Source organism: Micromonospora sp. 4G55 (assembly GCF_016803375.1).
In genome coordinates this window covers 1-4,670 of record NZ_JAEVHN010000493.1, presented here as the reverse complement: position 1 = coordinate 4,670, position 4,670 = coordinate 1, and the positions used below count along the sequence as shown (strand labels likewise).

General features: G+C 67.1%; 6 protein-coding genes. 2 read left to right on the top strand and 4 right to left on the bottom strand.

What is annotated here, in order from left to right; translation table 11 throughout:
* Nucleotides 1-145: 145 nt before the first annotated feature.
* Entirely contained in the window at nt 146-352 is a 207-nt protein-coding gene (locus JNW89_RS28175; RefSeq protein WP_238451390.1) for a hypothetical protein, read from the bottom strand.
* A gap of 199 nt (nt 353-551) precedes the next feature.
* Here JNW89_RS28175 and JNW89_RS28170 point away from each other — a divergent pair, with 199 nt between their 5' ends.
* Both JNW89_RS28170 and JNW89_RS28165 read left to right on the top strand, forming a co-directional pair.
* Nucleotides 552-1,679, top strand: a complete 1,128-nt coding sequence (locus JNW89_RS28170) for a DNA-binding transcriptional regulator (protein WP_238451392.1) — start codon at nt 552-554, stop codon at nt 1,677-1,679.
* Nucleotides 1,676-2,254: an HD family hydrolase gene (locus JNW89_RS28165; RefSeq protein WP_238451388.1), complete on the top strand. Its 579-nt coding sequence runs from the start codon at nt 1,676-1,678 to the stop codon at nt 2,252-2,254. The genes JNW89_RS28170 and JNW89_RS28165 overlap by 4 nt, the downstream gene beginning before the upstream one ends.
* 246 nt (nt 2,255-2,500) lie before the next feature.
* Here JNW89_RS28165 and JNW89_RS28160 read toward each other — a convergent pair whose 3' ends face one another.
* The 3 genes from JNW89_RS28160 to JNW89_RS28150 all read right to left on the bottom strand — a co-directional run bounded on the left by JNW89_RS28160 (nt 2,501) and on the right by JNW89_RS28150 (nt 4,300).
* Entirely contained in the window at nt 2,501-2,845 is a 345-nt protein-coding gene (locus JNW89_RS28160; RefSeq protein ID WP_238451387.1) for a hypothetical protein, read from the bottom strand.
* Between the two features lie 194 nt (nt 2,846-3,039).
* Nucleotides 3,040-3,507, bottom strand: a complete 468-nt coding sequence (locus JNW89_RS28155) for a hypothetical protein (RefSeq protein ID WP_238451386.1) — start codon at nt 3,505-3,507, stop codon at nt 3,040-3,042.
* 265 nt (nt 3,508-3,772) lie between these two features.
* Nucleotides 3,773-4,300, bottom strand: a complete 528-nt coding sequence (locus tag JNW89_RS28150; protein ID WP_238451384.1) for a hypothetical protein — start codon at nt 4,298-4,300, stop codon at nt 3,773-3,775.
* Between the last annotated feature and the right edge of the window lie 370 nt (nt 4,301-4,670).

Here is a 4,670-nt window from a genome sequence, read left to right as displayed (position 1 = left end):
AGGTGCCGCGCCTGCCGGGTGGTCGCCCATTCCACCTGCCAGCACGGGTACGGCGCGAGCAGCGCCCACCACGTCCGGCAACCGGTACACATCCCGTCCACGCCCAGCAGATGTTCGACCAGAATCTGCCGCTCGGCCTCGCTGCTCACTGCTCCTCCTGGGCGGGCCAGTGCCCCCGGTTGATCGGGATGCGGTTTCGGCCACGGCAGGGCAGCTCAGCCCCACAGCGGCAGATCCACGTCCACGCCCGCCATGACCATGCCGGGCGGTGTCGCCGGGCCAGGGTCATCGCGACAGCAATCAGGTACTGGTCGTAGGTGACACGTCGCCACGGCGACGTCCTGTCCCGCATCGCTTACTCCCTCCGCCGGGCATCACTCCATGGCCGACCCCGAACAACTGGGCCGGACCTGGAACGCTCGGTAACTGCGACGCTACGATCACGGCGACAACGGTTGGACTCACCGGCGGTACGAGTAAGCAGGCCAGACGCCCCGCCCGGACAGCCTGCGGGCGGGAAAGGTCGACCACCGGTCAACGTAGGGATTCGGATGGCAGGTCGCGGACGATCAGCACCACAGCGGGGTGAGGTGACCGGCTACCTGCTCAAGCTGATCCGGGAGTCCATCCCGCTGACACAGGAGCAGCTCGCCGTCGAACTGGGCGTCGGCCGCGCCACCGCGCAGAGCTGGGAATCCGGGCGCCGGCCATTCACGGCAGTGCCGCTCGGGCAAGCGATCGTCGTCCGGCACAGGCTGGGACGGCTCGGGGCGAATGCGATCCTGCTCGCCGCACTCGACGACGCCACCGAAGCAGACTTCATCCTTGCCGCGGTCCTCGACGAGCAGGTGGACCGCTCCGACATCGCCGAACAGCCGCTCGGCTGGTCCGTACTCACCCACCGTCTGACCGACCTGATCCTCTGGGCCGTCCTGGGGCAGACACCGACCTTCGCCAGAGGGCTACCCATTGCCCATCCCCGGCGGGGTCCGGTCGCTTCCGGGCCGACCCTGCCGGTCGGCGAACAGCGCACGTTCTTCGCTCACCTTCACGTGCTCGCCGAACGCGCCGCAGCCGGACGCGAGCCGAACGTGCTGCTCCATCGGCAAGCCTGCTTCCTCGCCGGCATGGACGCTGCCAGGACGACGGCCGGATGGCTCGCTCAGAACACCACCCGCGTCCGCCGGATGACCACCTTCCGCACCTGGTCACCGCTGTGGCCCGACGCCCGCTCCGTCGTCACGTCCCTCGCCAACCAGGGCGACCCGGAACCGCTGCGTGACTTCATCGCTCGCGCGCACCCGGACGACGCCTGCGAGCGAGCGGCCCTCAACTACTCGGCCTACTGGGTGGGCGAGATCCCGTACCGCCAGCGCGACGACTCCTTCATGCCCGGGACGCTCGCAGACTGGCATGGCTCGGTCCTTTATCGGCACCTGGTCCAACGCCTGGAGCCAGGGCACCCCTTCGTCGACCTCAACATCCACAACATCTGGGCCTTGCTGGCCGCACGGCGCGGCCTCGCTCTCGACAACCCAGCCGCGAGTCGGGCACTCCTCGCCCGCACTGTCCGGCTCCTCGACAGCGACCGGATCTCCCCACAGTCCCGGCAGGAACTAACCTCTATCGTCTACAGCCTGCGGGCGGACGGACTCACCGGCACAGGGACGGGCAGATGAGCGACGACCAGGACTGCGCCGGAGCAATGACCTTCATCTTCGAAGCCGGCGTACTCAAACGCGCCGCCCGCACCGGCTGGTGGTTCGCCGGCGTCAAGCACCCTGAGTCCATCGCTGAGCATTCGTTCCGGACCGCGCTCATCGGAATGATGCTCGCCGCCATGGAGGGCGCCGACCCGGCTCGGGTGTCGATGCTCTGCGTCCTGCACGACACCCAGGAAACCCGGATCACCGACATCCCGCACATCGCCAAGCGCTACCTCACCGCCAAGCCCAACACCGCCATCACCGCCGACCAGGTTGCCACCTGCCCACCGGCCGTCGCCGACGTCATCACTGTCGCCGTCGCCGAGTACGAGGCTGGCGAGACACCAGAAGCTATCGTCGCTCGCGACGCCGACAAACTGGAATGCCTCGTCCAAGCCGTCGAGTACCGCCATCAGGGCATCGACAACGTCCAGCGCTGGATTGACAGCTCACGAGCGGCACTCAAGACCGCCAGTGCCCACCGCCTCGCCGACGCCGCGCTCAGCGGACAGCCCCTGGCCTGGCTCGCTCCTCCGCCGTTGGAGTGAGCCGCCAGTGCTCGGCGTTGAGGCGTCGCTGAGCACTCGCGGCTCTGTGAGCTCTTCGGTGTGAACGAGGTTTCGAAGCATCCTTTGATGTCATCCGGTGCCGTCTTGCACGGTGGAGCATGGGCGCTCTGCCGCCTTGTGTCGTCCCCGGTCGGCCATCGCCGGTCGTCTCGCTGCCTCCCGGCTGCCGCCGTGGCTGGCACCGGCTACCCCGACCGGCTGCCGGCGGCAACAGAGCAGTCGCGGTTAGCTCCCATAGCCCGACAACCAGGGCAGCGCATCGACCTCGGACGTCCGCCCCTGCAAGACCATCGTGAACAGGTCCAGTATCCTTGCCCGCGAAAAGCCTTCCATGTGCAGCGGGCCGCGGACTTCCTCGTCATCCTCCCAAATCACAAGTCCCCGGCTTCCCGCGAACGCGAACACGCCATACCCAGCCTCGTTGTCGCTGATCCATACCTCAGGATGCTCCGGATCGTCGGCCGCCAGCTCGTCCAGCGGATTCGCGAGCTGGTCGACCGACGAGGCAACCTCGCCGCTTCCCCAGCGATGTTGAATCGAGCATTGCCTTGCATGAGGAACGTCAGCCATGGAGCGATCCTCACCCATGGCGAGACAGCCACTTTGCCCCCGGTGCCGAAAGGCTGGACCTCGTCTTCGTCGACCCCTGACCCCCAGGCAACCCACACAGCTTGCCGACCTGCATGGCCACGTACGCGTAGCTGCGGAGTCCGTCCGCGTCGGTCCGTGGACGTCCACGGCCGCTCGCCCCGGGCGTCACCCAGTTAGTCACTCACCCACTCGCTACGCCAGTCGGGCGCGTCGCAGACCAGTGGGTCACGGTCGGAATACAGCGCGACTGCAAAACCGCTGACCTTGCTTGCCCCGTCAGTCGATGTCAGGCGGACTCCGTAGACCAAGAACGTGCCTTTGAGGCTCGATCGTCGTTCCGGCTCTCCGAGGCGAAAGCTCGCAAGTGGTGGCTGATTCCGTAGGAACTCCTCGTGCTGGGCTTCGGGGTAGCTGTCCAGCACGTCACTGCATAGCAGCAGGTAGGCCCCATGGGAGTCCTCGTTGCGGACCCGCTCCAGGTAGGCCACCAGCACCGCCTTGGCCTCAGCAACCTCAACTGCCTGTCGACGGTCCACGTACAGACGCCCGCCATAGCCGGCCGCCGCTAGCGCCAAAACGACCGCCGTGCCGGCCGCAGCTACACGGATAGGCCGTGACCGCCACCTAACCGCCCCCGCCATGAGCGTCAGCCTAGCCAGTACCTGCTGAATGCCGCCGGCCGCACTGTCAGCTTGGGAAGGTGGGTTGGGTCGGACCTGTCGGACGGATGGATCCATGGGGCGAGCTGGAAGGCCGTTGGTCGCCGACGCCCGAGCGGTGAGGTTCGGGCCGTGCCAAGTGCCGCCCTTGGCCAGTGTTGACCCCTGCATCGGGCATGCGACGGGCACGACCAGCGGTCGGGGAGGTGAGACACCGATCTGAAATGTGCGACGGCGGCCCGAGAGATCAGTCCTCGCAGGAAAACCCCGGCCCGCCGATACCTTCATACCCAATCTCGACACTGTAAACAGTGCGCTTTCCCTCCCACAGGGCCCCATCCTGCGTTAGAAGGAAAATAAGGTGCCGTCCCTCTATCACCTTCGTACCACACAGTTGATTGCCACTGATCATTTGCCAGCCATTCGCTTCACCGACCTGCCGGTAGAAGCCATAAACATCTGGAAGAGTCCGCATCCGCTCCGGATATGCGTACATGGCGTAAGCGCCGCCGATGTGGGCGCTTTTGTCCACTACGCCGGTGCAGGGTTCGCCATGCTCCGCGTAGACCTGAATCATGCCGGGGGGTGCCTGGGCTATCAGGGGATCCCTCGCGAGTCGGGCGGCGAAGGCTTCGTCGGCTGCTACACACGAAGGCCCCGGTGCTGGCACCGAGACCGGTCGCAGGGACGAAAGATAAAGCCCGACGACGATGATGCCGGGAGGAAGCAGGCCAAGAGCTGTCCAACCGAGCGCTCTTACTGCTTTGCCTAGCACGCCACCTCCCCCTCCGACCGCGCGGCAAGACCATACCGGAGTCGCCGGTCCGCGCTGGCAGCTCCATATGCACGTGGCCCAATCTGCCATCCTGTCTGCCATCGACCCGCCCTGCGGGGGAGCGGGCCGCCGCCCGGCCCGCCACGTCAAGCGGACCTTGACGGCTCGTACGGACGCTGGCGGGTCGGGCGGTGGTCTGCTCGGCTCGTCCCGGGTCGATGGCAGGCGAGATGGCCTACCGCAACCACCCACGAACCGCGACCCGCCGACGGAGCCCCGGCCATCCTGGAGCCGGAGCGCCCCCGCCGGAGGCGCTCTAACAGAACCCGCGACCGAACCCCAGCCTCCGCCGACGCGGTCGGCGTCCGCT